The organism is Capnocytophaga sp. oral taxon 323, assembly GCF_001278825.1.
GTDB lineage: Bacteria > Bacteroidota > Bacteroidia > Flavobacteriales > Flavobacteriaceae > Capnocytophaga > Capnocytophaga ochracea.
In genome coordinates this window covers 932,164-954,242 of sequence record NZ_CP012589.1, presented here as the reverse complement: position 1 = coordinate 954,242, position 22,079 = coordinate 932,164, and the positions used below count along the sequence as shown (strand labels likewise).

At 41.8% G+C, this 22,079-nt stretch carries 19 protein-coding genes and 1 pseudogene; 11 read left to right on the top strand and 9 right to left on the bottom strand.

Going from position 1 to position 22,079, the window contains the following annotated elements; translation table 11 throughout:
* Positions 1-24 precede the first annotated feature (24 nt).
* Positions 25-474: a thioesterase family protein gene (locus AM608_RS04220; protein ID WP_053580872.1), complete on the bottom strand. Its 450-nt coding sequence runs from the start codon at positions 472-474 to the stop codon at positions 25-27.
* On the bottom strand, positions 449-1,705 hold the full coding sequence (locus AM608_RS04215) for an ABC transporter permease (protein WP_053580871.1): 1,257 nt from the start codon (positions 1,703-1,705) through the stop codon (positions 449-451). The genes AM608_RS04220 and AM608_RS04215 overlap by 26 nt, the downstream gene beginning before the upstream one ends.
* 152 nt (positions 1,706-1,857) lie before the next feature.
* Here AM608_RS04215 and typA point away from each other — a divergent pair, with 152 nt between their 5' ends.
* Entirely contained in the window at positions 1,858-3,663 is a 1,806-nt protein-coding gene (typA, locus tag AM608_RS04210) for a translational GTPase TypA (protein ID WP_053580870.1), read from the top strand.
* Between the two features lie 145 nt (positions 3,664-3,808).
* On the opposite strand, the gene rpsA is transcribed toward typA, so the two are convergent.
* From rpsA to AM608_RS12050, 4 genes are all read right to left on the bottom strand, one after another.
* Entirely contained in the window at positions 3,809-5,569 is a 1,761-nt protein-coding gene (gene rpsA / locus AM608_RS04205; RefSeq protein WP_002672939.1) for a 30S ribosomal protein S1, read from the bottom strand.
* A 289-nt stretch (positions 5,570-5,858) separates the two neighbouring features.
* Positions 5,859-6,422, bottom strand: a complete 564-nt coding sequence (locus AM608_RS04200; RefSeq protein ID WP_053580869.1) for an ACP phosphodiesterase — start codon at positions 6,420-6,422, stop codon at positions 5,859-5,861.
* Positions 6,422-9,055: an alanine--tRNA ligase gene (gene alaS, locus AM608_RS04195; RefSeq protein ID WP_053580868.1), complete on the bottom strand. Its 2,634-nt coding sequence runs from the start codon at positions 9,053-9,055 to the stop codon at positions 6,422-6,424. Before alaS ends, AM608_RS04200 begins: the two co-directional genes overlap by 1 nt.
* 334 nt (positions 9,056-9,389) lie before the next feature.
* Positions 9,390-9,569, bottom strand: coding sequence for a hypothetical protein (locus tag AM608_RS12050; RefSeq protein WP_157466249.1), 180 nt, complete (start codon positions 9,567-9,569; stop codon positions 9,390-9,392).
* Positions 9,570-9,857: 288 nt separating this feature from the next.
* Here AM608_RS12050 and AM608_RS04190 point away from each other — a divergent pair, with 288 nt between their 5' ends.
* From AM608_RS04190 to AM608_RS04175, 4 genes and pseudogenes are all read left to right on the top strand, one after another.
* A complete protein-coding gene (locus AM608_RS04190) occupies positions 9,858-10,472 on the top strand; it encodes a TetR/AcrR family transcriptional regulator (protein ID WP_053580867.1) in 615 nt (204 codons plus the stop codon).
* Positions 10,473-10,691: 219 nt separating this feature from the next.
* Positions 10,692-11,984: a TolC family protein gene (locus AM608_RS04185; protein WP_053580866.1), complete on the top strand. Its 1,293-nt coding sequence runs from the start codon at positions 10,692-10,694 to the stop codon at positions 11,982-11,984.
* Positions 11,981-12,910 (top strand): HlyD family secretion protein, encoded by a 930-nt coding sequence (locus AM608_RS04180; RefSeq protein ID WP_053580865.1) that lies wholly within the window; start codon positions 11,981-11,983, stop codon positions 12,908-12,910. The genes AM608_RS04185 and AM608_RS04180 overlap by 4 nt, the downstream gene beginning before the upstream one ends.
* 116 nt (positions 12,911-13,026) lie before the next feature.
* Positions 13,027-13,583 (top strand): annotated as a pseudogene (locus AM608_RS04175) (hypothetical protein).
* An 8-nt stretch (positions 13,584-13,591) separates the two neighbouring features.
* On the opposite strand, the gene AM608_RS04170 reads toward AM608_RS04175, so the two are convergent.
* Entirely contained in the window at positions 13,592-13,921 is a 330-nt protein-coding gene (locus tag AM608_RS04170; protein ID WP_053580864.1) for a multidrug efflux SMR transporter, read from the bottom strand.
* A 50-nt stretch (positions 13,922-13,971) separates the two neighbouring features.
* Here AM608_RS04170 and AM608_RS04165 point away from each other — a divergent pair, with 50 nt between their 5' ends.
* From AM608_RS04165 to AM608_RS04140, 6 genes are all read left to right on the top strand, one after another.
* Positions 13,972-14,505, top strand: coding sequence for a hypothetical protein (locus AM608_RS04165; protein ID WP_053580863.1), 534 nt, complete (start codon positions 13,972-13,974; stop codon positions 14,503-14,505).
* Between the two features lie 95 nt (positions 14,506-14,600).
* Positions 14,601-15,356: a class I SAM-dependent methyltransferase gene (locus tag AM608_RS04160; protein WP_172672743.1), complete on the top strand. Its 756-nt coding sequence runs from the start codon at positions 14,601-14,603 to the stop codon at positions 15,354-15,356.
* A gap of 53 nt (positions 15,357-15,409) precedes the next feature.
* The gene (locus tag AM608_RS04155) at positions 15,410-16,315 is read left to right on the top strand and encodes an ABC transporter ATP-binding protein (RefSeq protein ID WP_053580861.1); all 906 of its coding nucleotides are present in this window, start codon (positions 15,410-15,412) and stop codon (positions 16,313-16,315) included.
* A 106-nt stretch (positions 16,316-16,421) separates the two neighbouring features.
* Entirely contained in the window at positions 16,422-17,156 is a 735-nt protein-coding gene (locus tag AM608_RS04150) for an ABC transporter ATP-binding protein (protein ID WP_053580860.1), read from the top strand.
* A 38-nt stretch (positions 17,157-17,194) separates the two neighbouring features.
* Entirely contained in the window at positions 17,195-18,325 is a 1,131-nt protein-coding gene (locus AM608_RS04145; RefSeq protein WP_053580859.1) for an ABC transporter permease, read from the top strand.
* 7 nt (positions 18,326-18,332) lie between these two features.
* The gene (locus tag AM608_RS04140) at positions 18,333-19,451 is read left to right on the top strand and encodes an ABC transporter permease (RefSeq protein WP_053580858.1); all 1,119 of its coding nucleotides are present in this window, start codon (positions 18,333-18,335) and stop codon (positions 19,449-19,451) included.
* A gap of 106 nt (positions 19,452-19,557) precedes the next feature.
* On the opposite strand, the gene AM608_RS04135 is transcribed toward AM608_RS04140, so the two are convergent.
* Both AM608_RS04135 and fbaA read right to left on the bottom strand, forming a co-directional pair.
* On the bottom strand, positions 19,558-20,286 hold the full coding sequence (locus AM608_RS04135) for a Bax inhibitor-1 family protein (protein ID WP_053580857.1): 729 nt from the start codon (positions 20,284-20,286) through the stop codon (positions 19,558-19,560).
* A 108-nt stretch (positions 20,287-20,394) separates the two neighbouring features.
* Positions 20,395-21,462, bottom strand: coding sequence for a class II fructose-bisphosphate aldolase (gene fbaA, locus AM608_RS04130; protein WP_002672889.1), 1,068 nt, complete (start codon positions 21,460-21,462; stop codon positions 20,395-20,397).
* Between the last annotated feature and the right edge of the window lie 617 nt (positions 21,463-22,079).

The following is a 22,079-nucleotide window of genomic DNA, read 5'->3' as shown; positions in this document are numbered from 1 at the left end:
GAAAAAGCTGTTTTTTGATAATAATCAATCGTCACTTTTCACTTTTTTCTCCCATTCTTCAAAAAACTTAGGCTTATACAGTGATAAACTATTATCTTTTAGAGAAGTAAATACCTGTACAGTTTCTCCCGTACAAACCAATTCATTGGCTTCGTTGTAGATAAAATACTGAAAGATGAGTTTCGCTACATTGGTAGGGATATAGTGAGTTTCAATGCGCAAGCGTTCGCCATAGCGCACCATTTTCTTGTGTTCACATACGCTCTTCACAATAGGTGTTGCATAGCCTTCGCGCTCTACATCAAGGTAAGAAATACCGTACTTTCTCCCAAATGCCTCTCGTCCGTCTTCAAAATATTTGATGTAGTTGCCGTGCCACACAATGCCAAGTGGATCGGTTTCGCTAAAGCGTACCGTAATAATAAGACTCTCAGATAAATTCGCAGGTTTATACGTTTCTTTTGGCTTTGTCATAATAAATAGAGATAAGAATACAACTGATGAAAAAGAGCAGTGAAGCTCCTATTTTAGGTAGCAAACTACTCGCAGAACCGCCTCTTAGCAATACCTCGTAGAAGGCTTGTAATCCCCAGTTCATAGGGGAAATATTAGAAAGCAATTGCATAATGTGAGGCATTGCAAAGGTGGGTATCCACACGCCTCCAATGGCTGCAAAAAGCACCGTGAGGGTAGCTCCCAAGGGCGCTGATTGTTCTTGGGTTTTTGCTAAAGTCCCTAAGAGTACCCCCAAGCCTATTGCCGAAAGCCCTGACACTATGGCGACTAATAACAAGGATAAAAGTTTACCTCCCACGTCCAACATTGGTAAGCCTAAATAAGGAAATACGAACACGCCCATTACTACCATCAAAGCGAATTGTAGTAAGCTAATCATCAGAAAAACAATGATTTTAGCGGTGAGTAATGCCCAGTAGGGTAGGGGACTCGTGAAGAGTCGGAGTCCTGTGCCTTGTGTTTTTTCCTTTACAATACTCGCCGATAGCGGTATGGTAATGAAGAAGATAGCAAAGAGAGCCCACGCGGGTACGTTGTGCTGGGTGGCGTTGGGGATAGCAGCAGTAGCCGTATTAGGATTGATTTCTCTAAAACTTACTAATGCTTCTGTTTTTGGTAAACGCACCCCTTCCTCTAACTGACTCTCAAAGGCTTTATAAATAAACTGATTTTCTATTTGGTATAGCAATTTGTCAATGCCACTCTTCACACTTTCTTTAAACGAAGTCTGCAAAGTAGGATCAAAATAGAGGCGTATTTCTTTGGTAGTATAAGCCGTTTCAGTAGGCGTTATGGTCTCGCCTGCAAAAGTGCTAATAATTGTCTCAACGTTCTGTTGCACCTTATTTTGCAAGCTGGAGGAGAGTTCAGCAGGGATTACAATAGCCAGCAGGTAGTTGCCTTTCAGCACCTGCTCACGCGCCATAGCTTCGCCTATAGGTTTTCCGTCCAGCGTTTTCACCATTTCGAAAGCACTTCCTTCTAAACTCTTACTAATGTTTTCGGCAATTTCACCGCCATCGTTATCCACTAACAGGACGGCTGTTTTCTGCTCACTGATATTCTTAAAAGCTCCCTCCTGCAATAGCGTAATGGTTACCACCAATAGCAATGGCATCGCAAAGAGAATGATAAGTGCCCCCACATCGCGCAACAGCAATAAGACTTCTTTTTTTATAGATTGAAACATAACGGTTTGAATAGGGGGCAAAGATAGTAAATAAATACCAAATGATTCCAATAATATTAGAAAAGGCAATAACTGTCAATTTACGAATTTGCTAAATTGCTAATTACTTCGTACTTTTGCACCCTCAAATTTTTAAAACACAAATTATATCTATGACCGCTATTAGAAATATAGCTATTATTGCCCACGTAGACCACGGCAAAACTACTTTAGTAGACAAGATTTTACACCACTGCGCTCTCTTCCGCGAAAATCAAGATTCAGGCGAACTGATATTAGATAATAACGACCTCGAACGCGAACGAGGAATTACTATCCTCTCTAAAAACGTTTCAGTAGTTTATAAAGACATCAAAATAAACATTATCGATACACCTGGCCACGCCGACTTTGGAGGGGAAGTGGAGCGTGTACTCAATATGGCTGATGGCGTGCTCTTGCTTGTTGATGCTTTTGAAGGTCCTATGCCTCAAACGCGCTTTGTACTCCAAAAGGCTATAGAGATGAAGTTGAAACCCATTGTGGTAATCAACAAAGTTGATAAAGAAAACTGTACTCCTGATGAGGTACACGAAGCTGTATTTGACCTGATGTTTGAACTCGGTGCTGAAGATTGGCAGTTAGATTTTCCTACGGTATATGGTTCAGCTAAACAAAATTGGATGTCAGAAGATTGGCATAAGAAAACTGATAGTATTGCACCCCTACTCGATATGGTGGTAAAGTATATTCCAGCTCCTCAAATAGAAGAAGGTAGCTTGCAAATGCTTATTACTTCATTGGATTATTCTAGCTTTACAGGACGTATTGCTATTGGTCGTTTGCACCGTGGAACCCTAAAATCGGGTATGAATATTTCATTAGTAAAACGCGACGGAACAATTGTAAAATCTAAAATTAAAGAGCTACACCTCTTTGATGGTTTAGGTCGTAAGAAAGTAGAAGAGGTACAAGCAGGCGACATTTGTGCGATTGCAGGCTTAGAAGGCTTTGAAATTGGTGATACTATCGCCGATTACGAAAACCCCGAAGCACTTCCTACTATTGCTATCGATGAACCTACTATGAGTATGCTCTTCACTATCAACGATTCTCCTTTCTTTGGTAAAGACGGGAAGTTTGTAACCTCTCGCCATATCAAAGAACGTTTAGAGCGTGAATTAGAAAAAAACCTTGCTTTACGCGTAGAGCCTACTGATAGTGCCGATAAGTTTATTGTTTACGGACGTGGGGTATTGCACCTCTCTGTACTCATTGAAACAATGCGTCGTGAAGGCTATGAATTGCAAATCGGTCAGCCACAAGTTATCATCAAAGAGATTGACGGCGTAAAATGCGAACCTATAGAAGAGCTTACTATTGATTTGCCTGAAAATGTAAGTGGTAAAGCAGTAGATTTAGTCACCCTTCGCAAAGGCGAAATGCTAAGTATGGAACCTAAAGGTGAACGTATGATCATTAAGTTTATCATTCCTTCTCGCGGTATCATTGGTTTGCGTAACCAATTACTCACAGCTACTGCTGGTGAAGCTATTATTCACCACCGTTTTTTGGAGTTCCAACCTTTCAAAGGTGAAATAGCAGGGCGTATTAATGGTTCGCTTATTTCTATGGAACAAGGCACTGCTATTCCTTATTCTCTCGACAAATTGCAAGACCGAGGCAAATTCTTCATCTTCCCTGGTGAAGATATTTATACAGGACAAGTAATCGGTGAAAACTCTCGTAGTGGAGATATAGTAGTAAATGTAACGAAGACTAAAAAACTTACTAACGTACGTGCTGCGGGCTCCGATGAAAAAGTAAAATTAGCACCGCCTATTAAGTTTTCTTTAGAAGAAGCCTTGGAATATATCCAAAAAGATGAGTATGTAGAAGTAACTCCTAAAAATATGCGCTTACGTAAAATCTACTTAGATGAGAATGAACGCAAACGCCACGAAAAGGAGTTTCTTTAATATTTAATAAAAGAAAGCCTCAGTATATAAAAATACTGAGGCTTTCTTTTATGAATAATAGATAGATGATGAATAATAAAAAAAGTCGTCACTTCCCAGCAACGACTTTTCCTCATTAAAACAAAAAATTATGAAAAAAACTAAATTACTTCTCTTTTTCCATCTTGTCTTTCAACTCTTGTAATGCTTCAAGATCACCAAGTGTTGATTTTTCGACTGTAGATGAGCTGGTATTTACAGCAGCTTCTTTGGCTATTTTCTCTTCTTCTTCTTTGAAGATAGCAGTGTGAGAAGCTACTACACGTTTAAATTCTTTGTTAAATTCAATCACTTTGAAATCAGCAGTGTCTCCTTTGCCCAATTTCTTTCCGTCTTCTTTTTCTAAGTGACGTGAAGGAACAAACGCTAAGATATCGTCGTTGAAAGGAACAGTAGCACCTTTGTCTACCATTTTAGAAATAGTACCTTTGTGAACTGTACCTACCGCAAATTCAGTTTCGTATTTGTCCCAAGGGTTAGGAGTGGTTTGCTTGTGTCCTAATGACAATTTGTGTCCTTCGGCATCTAATTCAAGTACTACTACTTCAATCTTATCACCAGAGTTTACAAATTCTGATGGGTGTTTAATTTTCTTAGTCCAAGAAAGGTCGGTGATGTGAATAAGACCGTCGATACCTTCTTCGAGTTCTACGAATACACCGAAATTAGTGAAATTGCGAACAGTACCTGTATGTTTAGAACCTACTGGATATTTTTCAGTGATGTTAATCCAAGGGTCTGGGGTAAGTTGTTTTATACCCAAAGACATTTTGCGCTCGTTGCGGTCGAGAGTCAAGATAACAGCTTCTACCTCGTCGCCGAGTTTTACGAAATCTTGAGCAGAACGCAAGTGAGTACTCCAAGACATTTCAGAAACGTGGATAAGACCTTCTACACCATCAGCGATTTCTACGAAAGCACCGTAGTCGGCAATTACCACTACTTTACCTTTTACTTTATCGCCTACTTTAAGGTCATCAGCAAGAGCGTCCCAAGGGTGTTTGCTAAGCTGTTTTAAACCTAATTGAATACGTGATTTGTTGTCGTCGAAATCGAGGATTACTACGTTCAATTTTTGGTCTACCGATACCACTTCGCTTGGGTGATTGATACGAGCCCAAGAAAGGTCGGTGATGTGAATCAATCCGTCTACGCCACCAAGGTCTACAAATACACCGTAAGAAGTGATATTTTTCACAACACCTTCGAGTACTTGTCCTTTTTCGAGTTGACTGATGATTTCTTTCTTCTGTTCTTCGATATCTGCTTCGATGAGTGCTTTGTGAGAAACCACTACGTTTTTGAACTCGTGATTTACTTTCACAATCTTGAATTCCATTGTTTTGTTTACGAATTGTTCGTAATCGCGGATAGGTTTCACATCGATTTGTGAACCTGGTAAGAATGCTTCGATGCCAAATACATCTACTATCATACCGCCTTTGGTACGGCTTTTTACAAAACCGTTTACGATTTCGCCGTTTTCGTGTGCCAAGTTAATTCTATCCCAAGCTTTAAGCGTACGTGCTTTGCGGTGTGAAAGTACTAACTGACCGTTTTTATCCTCACGGATATCGATAAGCACTTCTACTTTGTCACCTACTTTGAGGTTCGGATTGTAGCGGAACTCGTTGAGAGAGATAACGCCTTCTGATTTAGCGTTGATGTCGATAATCGCTTCTCTGTCAGTGATGCGAGTTACTACTCCTTCTACTACTTCATTGTCTTGAGTGTCAACGAAATTGTTTTTAACCAATTCTTCGAAGTTTTTCAATTGGTCTTCTTGTACGCTGTCAATACCTTCTTGGTACTTGTCCCAATCAAAGTTCTGTAAGAACTCTTCTGGATTTTGAGTGTTTTCAGCCATTTGCTGATAATAAAATTTGTATTTCCTAATTAGGAACGAGAGTATTTTAGTAAGGCTATTTCTAATAGGAAAGAATGAAACAATAATGATAAATTAATACTCTATGCCCTTAAAAAATTATGGCAAAATTACAAATAATCTTTGAATTAGCCAAATAATTTTATGATTTTTGAAGATGTTTTTTTATTTGTAATTGTGTATCTGTTTGTTTATTAGATAATTATATGGATATTATATTAAGTAGAAATATTACTAAGAAACAATCGATTCTACTGAAAAGTTTTTGTAATTACATCATTTGTATTTCTTTAAAGAACTGAGTAAATTCTTCTTCATATAATTTTTCATCTCTTTTTAAATCTTCTATGGCATATTGCATTTTCGAAACAAAGCCTGTACGCCTATCCATTCGGTATAATATGGAGCAGATGCCTTCAAAAGTTTGATAGCTTTCTAACCAACGTTCGGCAATGATGTATTTGCTCAAAGTTTGAGCTTTATCGTTGAGCAAGTGCTGATGGCGTTCTAAGGCATCATAGAAGTGCTGAACATATTGTTCTAAGGATTTATCAGAATATTCTTTCCAATGTTTAGCGAGACAATAGTCGTAAAAAATATCTACCAGCACCCCTGCGTAATGGTTGTAAGTAGGCACCAATCGGTGTTTACTTTGGCGGAAAATGGGGTGCGCATCAGTGAAAGTGTCTATTCTGCGATGTAATAAAATACCCCGTTGCATTGCTTCGGGGTATTGTAAGTATTCTTTGCCTCGTACGGTATCGGCGATAAAGTTGCCAATAGTGAGCAGTTCATTGCCTTCGCCTGAAAGGTAAATATGAGCCAAAAAATTCATTATAAATAATCTTTTACCTTAGAAAGTGCTTCGGTAATGCCACCAGGGTTTTTACCTCCTGCGGTTGCAAAGAATGGCTGTCCGCCACCTCCTCCGTGAATGTATTTGCCCAGTTCTCGTACTATCTTACCAGCATCTAATCCTTTGGCTTGTGCCAATTCTTTATTGATATAACATAACAAGAGTGCTTTGCCTTCTTCGTGAGCTGATGCAAAGAATACAAAAGCATTTTTTACCTCATTACCTAACTCGAAAGCAAGGTCTTTGAGAGTTGCCACCTCTGCATCTACTTGTTTTACGAGACACTGAACACCATTTACTTCTGTAAATTCAGCTTTGATGCTTGTTTTAAGTTGTTTAGCTTGTTCTTTTCTCAACTGTTCAAGCTCTTTGTGTAAAGCTGCATTTTCTTCTTGCAAGTGCCTAATCGCTTTTACAGGGTCTTGGGTGTTTTTCAGCGTTTCTTTTATTTGCTCTACCAGCTGTTCTTGTTCTGTAAAATACTTCATAGCTCCTCCACGAGTAATCGCTTCAATACGGCGAATACCTGCTGCTACAGCACCTTCTGAGATGATTTTGAAATACCAAATATCGCCTGTGTTCTTTACGTGAGTTCCCCCACAAAGCTCTTTGCTATCACCAAACTGAATCATACGCACACGGTCGCCGTACTTTTCACCAAAGAGTGCCATAGCTCCTGATTCCACTGCTTGTTGCATAGGAATATTACGATGCTCTTGCAAAGGAATTTTTTCAAAAATACGTTTGTTTACCAATTGCTCTACCTTTTTGAGTTCTTCCTCAGTAAGTTTAGCAAAGTGTGAGAAGTCGAAGCGCAAAGTTTCAGGAGCTACACGAGAGCCCTTCTGTTCAACGTGTGTACCCAACACTTCGCGTAGGGCTTGGTGTAATAGGTGGGTAGCACTGTGGTTAGCTTCTGCCATTTCACGTGATATTGAATGTACTTCTGCTTTGAAAGAGTCGTTTAAATTAGTAGGCAGGTGTTCTGAAATGTGAATGATAAGGTTATTTTCTTTTTTGGTATCTAAAATATAGATAAGCTCACCGTTAGCACTTTGTAGAGTACCTTTATCGCCCACTTGTCCACCTCCTTCCGGATAGAAAGGAGTAGTGTTGAATACCAGCTGAAAATGAGTACCGTCTTTCTGACTTTCCACTCTGCGGTATTTCACCAATCGCACGACAGCCTCTAAGGTATCATAACCTATAAACTCCTCTTCATCGTCGTCGCGAAGTATCACCCAGTCGTCAGCTTTTATTTGAGCTGCTGCACGTGAACGCTCTTTTTGTTTTTGTAATTGTTCTTCAAAACTGGCTTCGTCCATAGTGAGCCCTTTCTCCGAGAGAATGAGTGCTGTCAAATCTTTGGGGAAGCCGTAAGTGTCGTATAATTCAAAGGCTTTACCGCCCGATAGTTGCTTGCCAGGACTGTTTTGTATCATTACATCTAGCATCAATAAACCCTGTTCAAGCGTGCGCAAGAAAGAGGCTTCTTCTTCTTTTATGACGCTCATAATCAGGAATTGCTGTTTCTCCAATTCGGGGAAAGTACCTCCCATTTGGTTAGAGAGTGTCTCTACTAATTTGTAGATAAACGGCTCTTTTTGGTTTAAGAAAGTAAAACCATAGCGAATAGCACGACGCAAAATACGGCGTATCACATAACCAGCACCATTGTTAGAGGGCAACTGACCGTCGCTAATAGCAAAAGCCACAGCCCTAATATGGTCTGAAATCACACGAATCGCAATATTTACTTGTTCTTGTTCAGCAGTTACACGGTCGCCTGAGGTATATCTACTTTCGGTAATCTCTTCCACTTTGTGAATCAGTGGGGTAAACACATCGGTATCGTAATTTGATTGTTTCTTCTGCAATACCATACAGAGGCGTTCAAAACCCATACCTGTATCCACGTTGCGAGAAGGTAGTTTTTCGAGACTACCGTCGGCTTTACGGTTGAACTCCATAAACACATTGTTCCAAATCTCAATTACCTGAGGGTGGTCGTTATTCACAAGGTCGCGACCTGGCACTTTGGCTTTTTCTTCATCTGAACGGATATCCACGTGAATTTCGGTACAAGGACCACAAGGACCTTGGTCACCCATTTCCCAAAAGTTATCTTTTTTATTTCCGAGAAGTATATGGTTTTCGGCAATCCGTTCTTTCCATATATCATAGGCTTCTTGGTCAAAAGGCACGCCCTCTTCTTCACTGCCTTCAAAAACAGTTACATAGAGGTTTTCTTTGGGAATTTTGTATATTTCGGTGAGCAATTCCCACGCCCAACTAATGGCTTCTTTTTTAAAGTAATCACCAAACGACCAGTTGCCAAGCATCTCAAACATCGTGTGGTGATACGTGTCGCGACCTACCTCTTCCAAATCGTTGTGCTTCCCCGATACGCGCAAACACTTTTGAGTATCGGCTACGCGTTTGTATTTAGGTTTAGCATTACCAAGGAAGAACTCTTTAAATTGGTTCATACCAGCGTTGGTAAACATCAGGGTAGGGTCGTTTTTAACCACCATAGGAGCCGAGGGGACAATAGAGTGCCCTTTGCTTTCAAAGAATTTTAGGAATTGTTCTCTTATTTCTTGCGAAGTCATATATTTTTAACTAACGATTGACAGTTAATAATTAACATTTTCAGGGCGCAAAGGTACGAACTAATTAGCAAATTCACAAATTTGCTAATCTGCTAATTTCTCCCTCAGCTTTAACTGAGCAATCCGCAGAATAATGATGTTTTACAAAAGAATTATCTGTGCTAAATCTATGTAATCCGTGAAGTCTCTGCGAGACTTTCAGGTAGCTTACTGACTATTTGTTTTATTTGTAAAAATTTGTAAGATTTCTGTAGCGTAAGCTACACTCTTCTCACATCAATTAATTCAACCCTTGATTGATATTAGTAATATTCTAAATTCAATTGCTATTCAGTTAGTATTCAATTAATCTTTGGTCAGTCTTCATTGTAGAGCCACTGTAGAGCCACTGTAGAGCCACTATAGAGCCACTGTAGAGCCACTGTAGAGCCACTGTAGACCCACTGTAGACCCACTGTAGAGCCACTGTAGAGCCACTGTAGAGCCACTGTAGAGCCACTGAAAAGCCACTCATTCTTTAATTATTCTATAAGCTTTATATACCCCTCTCCCAATTTCACTATTCACCATTTACCATTAATCATTAATCATTAACCATTAACTACGCTTCCCATTTGCTAATTCTCTAATTTGCTAATTCTCTAATTTTTCACCTACCCATAGGTTTTTATTTATATATGTAAATATATGACTTTTAGATTGTTACTACTACCTACGTACTATGTAATTTAAATTTTTGTTCTAACCATTTGGTTAATTCGAAAACTCGTTGTACCTTTGCCCCCGAAAATCAGAAGTAACGATGAAGAAGACAAAAGATATAAGCACCGAAGAACGCATCAAAGCCGCAGCTCGTAAAGTTTTCCATCAAAAAGGCTATGCTGCTACACGCACCCGCGACATCGCCGAAGAAGCTGGCATTAACCACGCTATGCTCAACTATTATTTCCGAAGCAAAGAAAAACTCTTTGGCATCGTGATGATGGAAACAATATCGCAATTCTTTAAAGGAGTAAACCTTATGCTGAACGACGAAAATACCTCTCTCGATGAGAAAATAGACCTCATCGTCTCTAACTACGTCGATTTACTCCTCAAAGAACCCGAATTACCTACCTTTATACTCAATGAGGTGCGTCCTAACCCGCAAGCATTTGTAGAGCAAAACCCTATTAAAGAGGCACTTACTCACTCTGTGCTCACCCGTCAATATGCCGAAGCCGTAGCTCGTGGCGAAATCACAGAGCCTAACCTAATGCAAGCTATCCTAAATGTCATCGGGTTGGTGATATTTCCTTTCATTGCAAAACCTATCCTAACCTCAATTATCAACATACCCGAAGAACAGTACAAAGCCCTAATGCTCCAGCGTAAAACCCTTATCCCCCAATGGATTAAAGCGATGCTATGGAAATAATAATACGATTTCTCTTAAACAATTATCTTTGCGGATTGTCTCCCTTCGGGGGGACGGAGGCTAAATAACATTTTTTTTATCTATACCCTAACCAAATGGTTAAACTAATTTATTAACACTATAATACCCCTAAAAGCCTTAATTCATCAGTCTTTTACTCTGTTTTATGGCTTGCCCCCTCTCTTTCGGAGAGGGGGAACGGGGGTGAGGATTGCCACTATGAAACACCTTATCTTAACACTTACCGCATTTATAGCCCTCACTCTCACCACGCAAGCGCAGGCTATCCTTTCTTTGGAGGACTGCTATCGTCTTACTCGTGAGAACTACCCTACCATCAAAAAGCTCGATTTGGTAGCCAAAACCGAAGGCTATACCCTTGCCAATGCCAATCGTGCTTACCTTCCACAGGTCTCTATCCTAGGGCAAGCCACTTACCAGTCGGAAGTAACCGACCTCTCCAAGTCCGTTGCGGGTGTACTCCCACTGCCTCCTAACGTCTCTTTGCCTACTATCGACAAGGAGCAATACAAGGTCGTGGGCGAGGTAAGCCAACTGCTCTATGGAGGTGGTACGATTCACAGTCAGAAGGCAGTCGCCAAAGCTCAAAGTGCCGTGCAAGCACAAGCCGTCGAAACGCAGTTATACACCCTAAAACAACGCGTGAGCAACCTATATTTTGGGGTGCTCCTCATCAATGCCCAGTTATCGCAAAACCGCCTCAATATCGAAACGCTTGAGTCGCAACTCAAGAAGGCGGAAGTAGCCCTAAAAAACGGTACGACCCTCCCCAGCAATGTAGACGAGCTTAAAGCCGAAATCCTCCGCGTGACAATGCAAACCACTGAGTACGAAGCCACCCAAGCTACCTACTTGCAAATGCTGTCTACTTTCATAGGCAAAGAGCTCACCAGCGCTTCCCAGCTCGCACAGCCTGCGCCTCAATCCCAGTCTCAAATCTTAAGTGCCGAAATTTTTCGTCCTGAACTCAAAGGATTTCAGCTACAGGAATCGTTGCTTAAAGCCCAAGAAAAACAGCTCAATAGTGAATATATGCCTAAGCTCAGTGCGTTTTTTCAAGGCGGTTATGGGCGTCCCACACTCAATATGCTCAGCAACCAAGCGGATTTCTACTACATCACAGGGCTTCGTTTGCAGTGGAATCTAAGTCCATTATACAACCTTTCAAGCAAGAGACACATTTTGCGTCTGAACCGCGAGAGTCTCGCAACCGACCGCCAAGCCTTCTTACTCAACACAAAACTCGAACTCACCCAACAGTCCGAGCAACTCAAAAAGCTACAAAAGCTGATAGAACAAGATGAAGCATCGGTAACTTTGCGCCACTCTGTCGCTAAATCTGCTGAAGTCCAGTTAGACAACGGGGTTATCACCACTCACGAATACTTGCAGAAAGTCAATGCTTGGCATCTTGCCCAGCAAACTCTTATCCTGCACCAAATACAACTCCTCCAAGCTCAAGAGAATCATCAATTAATTATAGGAAAATGAAAAAGATAGCACTTATTACCACATTGATAGCTTTAATAGCTTGCAATAATAAGAACAAATTCGACGCTTCTGGCAACTTCGAAGCCGACGAAGTCATTGTTTCTGCCCAACAGACAGGGCAACTCGTCGACTACGATGTAGAAGAAGGCAAAACTCTTACCGAAGGTCAAAAGGTCGGTCAGATAAACGTCGCTCTCCTCAAGCTCCAAAAAGAGCAGGTCGAGGCTACTATTGCCTCCCTCAAAGAGAAGACCCTAAACCCTGCCGACCAGGTGGCGCTCATTCGTAGCCAACTCGAAGTACAGCGCGCACAACTCGCCCAACAGGAACGTGAGCTTACGCGTACACAGAACTTAGTACGTGGTGGGGCTGCCACACAAAAGCAATTGGACGACCTCTCCGCCCTCATCGACCAGCTTCGCAAGCAGATAGCCGTAACCGAAAACCAACTCAAAGTGAGCCTGACCAATATCAACACCCAGAACCGCAACGTACTCAGCCAAGAAGCTCCTTTGCAAAAGAATGCTCAGGCCGTTCAAGAACAAATCAATCAGGGTGATATTATCAACCCCATTGCGGGCACTGTGCTTACTAACTACGCCCTAAAAGGAGAAATGCAGACGTTCGGGAAGCCTCTCTATAAGATTGCTAATACTGATGTACTAACCCTAAAAGCCTACATCACCGGTGACCAACTATCCCAAATCAAATTAGGACAGCGAGTTACCGTGCGCACCGATGCCGGAAAAGGCGCATACCGCACCTATCAAGGCGAAATTATCTGGATATCCCAAGAGAGCGAGTTCACCCCCAAAACGATTCAAACCAAATCTGAACGCGCCAACCTTGTATACGCCATCAAGATAAAGGTTAAAAACGACGGCTTTTTAAAGATAGGAATGTACGGAGAAGTGCTATTCAAATAACCTCGCTCTACACCCCCTTCCGCTGGCGCGAGCCTGTGGCTCGTGTCTATCAAGAATAGAGCTTGTAGCTTATACTCTTAGCACATTTTTTGTAGCTTACTAACAAATACAACCCTATGTTAAAGAAATACGACAAAGTAATAGCAACGGTTTTCGCCCTGCTTACCATAGTTTTTATAGTAGTCTTTCTCGCTAATGACTCCTTTTTTGAGTGGACTTTTGCGCGACATCACAATATATTGAGCTGGTATGTCCGTCCACTCTTTATCGTGCCTATGGTGTATTTTGCTTTGAGGAAATCGTATGCAGGAGTGTCATTGAGTATCTTTTGCCTATTTACTAGTATGTTTTGGTTCTCCGTTCCACAACAAACCGACCCTAAGGTGCTCGGCTTTTTAGCCTACGAAATGGACTATCTCAAAGGCACGTGGGACACAAAAAAGATACTTTTCTCACTAAGTGTACCGCTCTTTTTCTATCTGCTGATAGTCTCAGCGTGGAAGAGAAAATGGTACTTATTGCTCTACACCGTAGTGTTAGCTGCGTTTTTAAACTGTTATGGAGCGTGGTGAGCAGTGGTGCAAGCGGTTGGTCAGTAGCCAAACCCGCTCTTGTAGGACTGGTAATATGCGTAGTGTTTATTTTGATAACAAGAAGAAAAGAGAAAAAATAAGGGAGAGATCAACGTCCATTCGCCTTTGAAAAGAGGTTAATCACCACCACCCCAGCGATGATAAGCAGGGAACCCAGTACAAAAGGTAGGTCTATTTTGTTTTTGAAAACAAGAATACTCACAATGGCTGTCAGTACAATCCCTACCCCCGACCAGATAGCATAGGCTACCCCCAGTGGAATATTTTTGAGGGCTAAGGATAAAAAATAAAAACAAACACCATAAGACAACAGCGAGCCTACGGCAAATAACCACTTGGTAAACCCTTCCGATTTACCTAAAAGAGCGGTGGCTAAGACCTCTAAAACAATCGCTAAAGTGAGGTATAGGTAATGCATATAAGTATAGTATCTAAATTCGTGGCAAAAATATAACAATTTTACTGAAAATGAAGTTAAAACTAATAGAAAGAATAAAGCTTACAGAAGAGCTCGTAGACCAAGAACACTTTTTCTCTGTGGGCTATTGCGAAGCAATCGAAACCCATTTGATGAAAGTACTTGTAAGTTGGGTAGCAGGCTATGAACGCTATTACCGCATAAGTGCCGACGATTACGCATCGTTCGAAGAAGATCGCCCTGCATTCTACGAATTGTACAAAAACGAGCTCGGTGAGGATAACGAATGCTTTACTCAGAAGTTTATGGGGTCGCAAGCTCTACGCGATTATGACGGTCGTAAGAACTTTCAGACGTGTTATCCCTCAAAGGAAATAAACCCTTTTGGGCATTATGCCTATTGCAACGGAGTACTATATGCTCAAATCCTTTGGGACAAGGGCACAGTATACGTACCCCCTTATCAGAAAGTAAAAACCGCCAATGGCGAGTGGGACTATCCCTTGAGAAAAGATTGTTACATAGAAAAAGACCCCGAAGGCAAAGACCTCTGCTTTTGCCTTGATACAGAAAACGAAAAATAATCACCCTGCTGGCGCGAGCCTGTAGCTCGTGCCTATTAAGAATAAAGCTTGTGCTCGTACTTATCTAAAATAATAACAAACTAAAAATACTAAAAATGAACCCTATAAACTATCAGAAAATAAACCAACAGACTATCAATAACTGGATTGATAATGGTTGGGAGTGGGGGCAACCTATCTCCCATACCGAATTTGAGGAAGCTAAAAACGGTAATTTTGCCGTCAAACTCACGCCAACTAAAAGTGTACCTAAGAATTGGATAGGCGACTTGCGTGGCAAAAAAGTGTTAGGGCTCGCCAGCGGTGGCGGTCAGCAAATGCCCATTTTCACCGCTTTAGGTGCAGAATGTACCGTATTAGACTATTCCGATAGACAAATAGAACAAGAGAGAATGGTTGCCCAACGTGAGGGGTACCTCATTACACTCCTACAAGAAGATATGAGCAAACCCCTTCCTTTTGCCAACGATACCTTTGATATGATATTTCACCCTGTGTCCAATTGTTATATTGAAGAGGTAAAACCGCTCTGGAAAGAGTGCTACCGCGTGCTTAAAAAAGGAGGCGTACTGCTTTCAGGTTTAGACATAGGTATTAATTATTTATTTGATGAGGAAGAAAAAATACTGATAAATACTCTTCCCTTCAACCCATTAAATAACGAAGAACACCTACGCCAGATGCAGAAAAGCAATGGTGGTATACAGTTTTCACATACCTTAGAAGAGCAAATTAACGGACAGTTAGAGGCGGGATTCACGCTCTTAAGCCTTTATGACGATACCAATGGCTATGGCAACCTACACGAACACAACGTCGCAAGCTATATTGCTACAAGAAGTATCAAGTAGCAATCTCATTGTATTTGCTAATTTTCACATTTGCTAATTTGCTAATTAATAAAATGACAAGCATCACTATACATAACCTCAGCAAGTCCTACGGCGATACCCGTGCCGTGCAGCACCTTTCCTTAGAAGTTAAAAAAGGCGAGCTTTTCGGGCTCATAGGTCCCGATGGGGCAGGCAAAACCACCGTCTTTCGTATACTCACTACTCTCCTATTGCCTGATGAGGGCACTGCAACCATAGAGGGTTGGGATATCGTCAAGGATTATAAAGAAATCCGCAAGCACGTGGGCTATATGCCTGGGCGCTTCTCTCTGTACCAAGATCTCACTGTCGAGGAGAACCTCTCCTTCTTCGCTACCGTTTTTGGTACGACTATCGCTGAAAATTACGACCTTATTAAGGATATTTACGAGCAGATAAAGCCGTTCAGCAACCGTCGTGCGGGCAAGCTCTCAGGGGGTATGAAGCAGAAGTTAGCCCTATGTTGCGCTCTCATTCACAAACCCAAAGTCCTTTTGTTAGACGAGCCCACCACGGGGGTAGATGTGGTTTCGCGCAAAGAGTTCTGGGAGATGCTGAAGAAACTAAAGGAACAAGGCATCAGCATACTCGTTTCCACCCCTTATATGGACGAAGCCAGCCTATGCGACCGCATAGCCTTAATACAATCAGGCAAGGTGCTTTCCACCAGTACCCCCGAGCAAATCATCGCCCAGTACCCTACGACACTCTATGCTATCAAGGCTCCCGACCTTTACGCACTGCTCCAGCACCTGCGCGAGCACCCCAACATTGATAGCTGTTACCCCTTTGGTGAGTACCTACATGTTACTCTCAAGGAAAACACCAACATTCCCATATTCGAGCAACAGCTGAAAAACACCTTCCCCCACCTCAAATGGAAAGCCATTACCCCCACCATCGAGGACAGTTTTATCCGCCTAATGGAAGAAAATTAAAGCAATATTTATCGCCTTTCCGGCTTGTCCCCCTTCGGGGAAGTCTGCGACAGCAGAGTATGTGTGGGGGTAATTTGCTAATTTTTACATTTGCTAATTTAATAAGATGTACGCAATACACTGTCATAACCTAACAAAGCAATTCGGCGATTTCAAAGCCGTGAACAACATTTCCCTTACCGTTGAAAAAGGCGAAATCTTCGGCTTCCTCGGTGCCAATGGTGCGGGGAAAACCACCGCTATACGCATTTTCTGCGGACTTTCCTACCCTACTTCAGGCGAGGCTACCGTAGCGGGCTTCGATGTCTATCGAGAGCAAGAGCAGATTAAAAAACACATCGGCTATATGAGTCAGAAGTTTTCGTTGTATGACAACCTCACCGTGCAGGAAAACATCACCTTCTACGGAGGCGTCTATGGCTTGAGTCGCAAGGAAATCAAAACCCGCAGTACCGACCTTATCACCAAGCTCGGATTGGAGGCTGAAGCCAACAAACTCGTAGGGTCGCTACCCCTGGGCTGGAAGCAGAAGCTCGCCTTTTCGGTGGCTATCTTCCATCGTCCCGAAATCGTCTTTCTCGACGAGCCCACCGGTGGCGTAGACCCGATAACGCGCCGTCAGTTTTGGGATATGATATACGAAGCCTCCGCACAGGGCATCACTGTATTCGTTACCACCCACTATATGGACGAAGCCGAGTATTGCCACCGCATTAGCATAATGGTAGACGGCAAAGTGGAAGCAATGGATACGCCCACCCGCCTTAAATCACAGTTTAACACTCATTCAATGGACGAGGTGTTCTACCAGCTCGCCCGCAAAGCAAAACGTAATGAATAACCCCCGTAGGGGCGAATGGCAATTCGCCCATCTATTAAATGGCAATTCGCCCACCTATTAATATGAAACAGCTCATCGCCTTTATACGCAAGGAATTTTATCACGTATTCCGCGACCGTCGCACGCTACTGATACTCTTCGGTATCCCCATAGCGCAGATTATCCTTTTCGGTCAAGCCCTCAGTAGCGAAGTCAAGAACATTGGTATCGCTGTATTAGATGAGGCTAACAACACTTATAGCCAAGAAATCACACACCGCTTGCAGGCAAGTCCGTATTTTAAGCTGAAAGACCCTCTGTTCCGTTACGATCAAGTAGAAGACCAATTCAAGCGTGGCACCATAAAAGCGGCGCTCATCTTCCCTCCCGATTTCGGCAAAGACCTCTACACACCCAGTGGCACCTTGCTACAACTCATCACCGATGGGAGCGACCCCAATACGGCTAAAACGGTGCAAAACTACTTCTCGGCTATGGTAGCAAGCTATCAGCAAGAGCTGAATCCTACTGTACAACTACCCTACCAGATAACCGTTGAAAACCGAATGCTGTACAACGAGGAGCAGAATGGCTCTATGAATTTCGTTCCTGGGGTAATTGCACTCGTCTTTATGATAGTGAGTACTGCCCTTACCTCGGTAGCGGTCGTACGTGAAAAAGAGTTAGGCACTATGGAAATCCTTTTGGTATCGCCTTTCAAACCTATAATGATACTCATTGCCAAAGCCGTGCCTTATCTTATTCTCTCGCTCATCAACTTCACTGTGATACTCCTGCTATCGGTCTATATGCTTGATGTCCCGATACGTGGCAATCTGCTGTTGCTTTACGCCGAAAGCACCTTGTTTATCATCATCTGTTTGTCGTTGGGGCTACTCATATCCACCGTTACTGCTTCACAACAAACAGCTATGCTCATCGCTATGATGGGAATGATGCTCCCTACGGCTTTCTTTACCGGCTTTATGTTCCCCATAGAGAATATGCCTCTTATCTTTCAGGGAATATCCAAAGTTTTCCCCTCAAGTTACTACTACAGTATCGTGAAGAAAGTAATGCTCAAAGGATTGGATTTCACTTACGTATGGAAAGAAACGCTGATATTAATAGCAATGGCGGTAATTTTCTTAAGCCTTGCAATGAAGAAGTTTAAGATTAGATTACAATAAAGAAGAAATGAAAGTATTAAGCTTTATACTCCAAAAAGAATTTAAGCAGATATTCCGAGATAAGACGATCTTGGCAATGATGTTTGTGGCACCTATCTTCCAACTGATTATATTGCCCTTAGTTGCCAATTTCGATGTGAAGAACATCAACCTTGTGTATATCGACCACGACCAGAGTACCTATTCTCACCAGCTCATACAGAAGATTACTGCGTCAGGGTACTTTAAGCTTGTAGATACTCCTTTCTCTTATAAGGAAGGTATCGCCCTGATAGAAGATGGCAAAGCCGATGTAGTTTTGGAAGTCCCCGAAGGTTTTGAGCGCAACCTCGTACGCGAAGGAAAGCAACCTCTCGGTGTCTCTATCGATGCCATTAACGGGAGTAAGTCGTCGTTAGGAGGGGCTTATTTGCTTTCGGTGATACGCGACTTCAACACTCAGCTCGATGTAAATGTAAAAACACCTCAGCGCATAGGTAATGTAGCCAAACTCAACGTGGAGAGTACCCATTGGTACAATCCCTATATGCAATACACGCGCTATATTGTTCCAGGCATTTTAGCTATATTACTCACCATTATCGGGGGCTTTCTTTCAGCTCTCAATGTAGTTAAAGAAAAGGAAATAGGCACTATCGAGCAGATAAATGTAACGCCTATTAAGAAGTGGCAGTTTGTATTAGGCAAGCTCATACCCTTTTTGGTAGTAGGGTTAATCCTCTTCACTTTGGGGCTTGTGGTGATGTATGTAGTCTATGGTATCTTCCCCGCAGGAAATCTACTCACCTTGTATGCCTTTGCCACAATGTATCTCATTGCGATTCTCGGCTTCGGACTGCTGGTCTCCACTTATGCTAATTCGCAGTTGCAAGCTATGTTTATCGCCTATTTCTTTATAATGATATTCCTTTTGATGAGTGGTTTCCTCACCAGTGTAGACAGTATGCCCGCTTGGAGTCAACAGGTGAGTAATGCTATTCCGGTAACCCATTTTGTGAATGCTGTCCGCTTAATTGTGCTCAAAGGCGGTAGTTTTGCACAATTACACATAGAGTTTTTGTATCTTGTAGGATTCGCTGTGCTACTCAATAGTTGGGCTATTTGGAATTATAAGAAGACAAGCTAACATAATCCCTCATATAACCTCATATAATAGAAGAGTTCCATCAAGAGTACTAATCTCATTGTACTCAATGATGGAACTTATCATTTTAATATTTTAGGAGAACAGATTAGTCTCTTCTCGACATAAGTATTCTCAATATATACCAGAAAAGTAGCATAATAGAAGAGAACAACTGCAAGGCTGCCCCTACGTATTGGTCTGTGCTGTATACATTTTTGATGTTGTAAGTTTCATATAGTATACCGCCTGCTGCCAAAGCAACCATTGCTACTGAGAACCAAAGTCCTAAATCGAAACCAAAGATAGCTCCTGCCACAATAAGTCCTAAGGCTACAAAACCTCCTATTACCAATATGCTACGCAAAAACGAAAAGTCTACACGGGTGAGGAATACCACCGCTGTAAGTCCGCCAAACAAAGCAAGTGTAATAATACCGGCTTGCGAAAGGATAGCCGTACCATCGGTAAAGTACATCGCCAAAAAGATTATTGGCATAAAGATAACAGCTTCGAGTAACACATAAAGTCCTAAGCCCATATATTGGGTATTCTTATCTTGTGCTTGCGTCCATTTGCTCGCAAGGATTGAGCCTAACCAAAAGCCTCCCAAAATCAATAGCCATACCCATTTGCCACTTACCATAGAGATGATAAGGCTTTCTGGTACTACATTTAGCAAAATAGTTTCTACAGCTATAAAAGCCAAAAGTGCCATTGCTACGTGTGAGTAAGTTTTGCGGTAAAAGGTAGCTTGTGCCTCATTAGTAGCATAGCTTACTATTTGAGGTGATTGATAGTTAGTGTTGTAGCTGTCGTAATTTGAATTATATCCCATATGTTTAATTAAAAATGTTTGTGTTCATATATCAAAAACTTTGCCAAAAAGTCTATTGGCAGAGGTTGCTGTAGCTTTTTGGCAAAGTTATCAGGTGGGGAAATACTACTATAAAGTATTTACGTTGTTAAGGTCTTCAAACGCTTTTTTCAAACGAGTAACAAATGTCTTTTCGCCTTCACGAAGCCATACACGTGGGTCGTAGTATTTCTTGTTAGGCGCTTCGGGACCTTCTGGGTTACCTATTTGTCCTTGCAAGTAAGCTGATTTGGCTTTCATATAGTCGCGAACACCTTCAGTGAAAGCGTATTGCAAGTCAGTATCAATATTCATTTTGATTACACCATAAGAAATAGCCTCGCGGATTTCTTCGAGGGTAGAGCCTGAACCTCCGTGGAATACGAGGTCGAGTGCGTTGTGAGGCAAATTGTATTTCTTTGAAACGTAGTCTTGTGAATTTCTTAAAATTTTTGGTGTCAATTTCACATTGCCAGGTTTGTACACCCCGTGAACGTTACCAAAAGCAGCTGCAATGGTGAATTGTGAGCTAATTTTAGAAAGTTCTTCGTAGGCGTAAGCTACGTCTTCTGGTTGTGTGAAGAGCCTGCTACTATCTACGTGTGAGTTGTCTACCCCGTCTTCTTCACCACCGGTCATACCGAGTTCTATTTCCAAAGTCATATCCATTTTGCTCATACGTTCAAGATAACGTTTGCAAGTTTCAATATTTTCTTTGATAGGCTCTTCCGATAGGTCAATCATATGTGAGCTGAACAATGGTTTACCTGTTTCTTTGAAGTGTTTTTCTGATGCTTCAAGCATACCGTCAAGCCAAGGAAGTAATTTTTTAGCGCAGTGGTCAGTGTGCAAAATGATAGATGCTCCATAGGCTTCTGCCAATTGGTGAACGTGTTTAGCACCTGCTACCGCTCCGAGAACTGAAGCGCGTTGGTTGTCGTTATTCAATCCTTTACCAGCCATAAACTGAGCACCACCGTTAGAAAATTGGATAATCATTGGGGCATTTACAGCTACTGAAGTTTCTAATGCAGCGTTGATAGAGTTTGAACTGATAACGTTGGCTGCAGGAAGAGCAAAGCCTTTTTCTTTAGCGTATTTGAATACTTCTTGTACTTCTTTTCCAAGAATTACGCCTTTTTTAATGTTATGTGCCATTCTTTAATATAATTAATTTTAGTTTTCAGAATTACTCATTATGTCATAATTGACGGCAAAGATACGATTTTCTCATATATCTTCAAAATAAATCTTATATTTTTTAGTTCAAATAACCAAAATTACTTCGTGTTTTTCACCACTTACCTTCCTCTTATATTTGGTTTAGATGTTCCCTTTCTTCGTTCATTGTTCGTCTTTTCTCTATCTGCCCGTGCGGCTCGCACCGTCTTTTGTTCGTTCTTTGTTCGTCATTTGTTCGTCATTTGTTCGTCATTTGTTCGTCATTTGTTCGTCATTTGTTCGTCATTTGTTCGTCATTTGTTCGTCATTTGTTCGTCATTTGTTCGTCATTTGTTCGTCATTTGTTCGTCATTTGTTCGTCATTTGTTCGTCTTTTGTTCGTCATTCGTTCGTCATTCGTTCGTCTTTTCTCTATCTGCCCGTGCGGCTCGCACCGTCATTTGTTCGTCGTTCCTTCGTCCCACTTTTCCGTTACTACACTCCCTCTCCTTGGGAGAGGGTTGGGGAGAGGATATTTTCTTTATTTGCCTGTCGTGCTACGACTGCCTGTGCGGCTCGCACCTGCCTGTGTGGCTCACACCTTTAACTCTTCA